The organism is Acinetobacter sp. YH12094 (genome assembly GCF_013419295.1).
GTDB lineage: Bacteria > Pseudomonadota > Gammaproteobacteria > Pseudomonadales > Moraxellaceae > Acinetobacter > Acinetobacter amyesii.
In genome coordinates this window covers 1-1,180 of record NZ_VPAK01000083.1, presented here as the reverse complement: position 1 = coordinate 1,180, position 1,180 = coordinate 1, and the positions used below count along the sequence as shown (strand labels likewise).

The 1,180-nt window shown below is 35.8% G+C and carries 1 protein-coding gene; it reads right to left on the bottom strand.

Going from position 1 to position 1,180, the window contains the following annotated elements; genetic code table 11:
• Positions 1-18: 18 nt before the first annotated feature.
• Positions 19-1,109 (bottom strand): IS4-like element ISAba1 family transposase gene (locus tag FTU34_RS17715; RefSeq protein WP_085940648.1). Its coding sequence is split into 2 segments (ribosomal slippage): positions 19-569 and positions 569-1,109, totalling 1,092 coding nucleotides; the frame shifts between segments, so codons are not numbered across the junction.
• Positions 1,110-1,180 lie beyond the last annotated feature (71 nt).

The following is a 1,180-nucleotide window of genomic DNA, read 5'->3' as shown; positions in this document are numbered from 1 at the left end:
CTCTGTACACGACAAATTTCACAGAACCCTTATCCTATCAGGATTCTGCTTTCTTAAAATTGCCAAAATTTCCTTAAACTCTTCTTTTTTCCCAAAACCAATTAAACGCTGAATCGCCATTTGAACATAGTCTAAACCATAGCGAAATAAACTCATTGAGAGTCGTCCATGCTTCTTTATTTTTATCGCTTTTTTTTGATTATGTTGCCATTCACCCGTTAAGTAACACCAACAGAAGCTTATAGCTAACACCGCAATCAATTTTTTCACTCGTCTAGGGTCTGTCAAGCGCGTATTTTCAAGATTAAACCCGCGTCCTTTGAGACAACTGAATAAGGTTTCAATTTCCCAGCGTAATGCATAATCCTGAATAGCATTGGCATTAAACTGAGGAGAAACGACGAGTAAAAGCTCTCCATTTTCTAACTGTAGTGCACTTATATATAGTTTCACCCGACCAACCAAAATCCGTCGTTTACGACATTCAATTTGACCAACTTTAAGATGGCGAAATAAATCACTAATTTTATGATTCTTTCCTAAATGATTGGTGACAATGAAGTTTTTTTAACACGAATGCAGAAGTTGATGTCTTGTTCAATTAACCATGTAAACCACTGCTCACCGATAAACTCTCTGTCTGCGAACACATTCACAATACGGTCTTTACCAAAAATGGCTATAAAGCGTTGAATCAAAGCAATACGCTCTTTCGTATCTGAATTTCCACGTTTATTAAGCAATGTCCAAAGGATAGGTATCGCTATTCCACGATAAACGATTGCGAGCATCAGGATATTAATATTTCGTTTTCCCCATTTCCAATTGGTTCTATCTAAAGTCAGTTGCACTTGGTCGAATGAAAACATATTGAAAATCAACTGAGAAATTTGACGATAATCAAAATACTGACCTGCAAAGAAGCGCTGCATACGTCGATAAAATGATTGTGGTAAACACTTGATGGGCAAGGCTTTAGATGCAGAAGAAAGATTACATGTTTGCTTTAAAATAATCACAAGCATGATGAGCGCAAAGCACTTTAAATGTGACTTGTTCCATTTTAGAGATTTGTTTAAGATAAGATATAACTCATTGAGATGTGTCATAGTATTCGTCGTTAGAAAACAATTATTGTGACATTATTTCAATGAGTTATCTATTTTTGTCGTGTACAGAG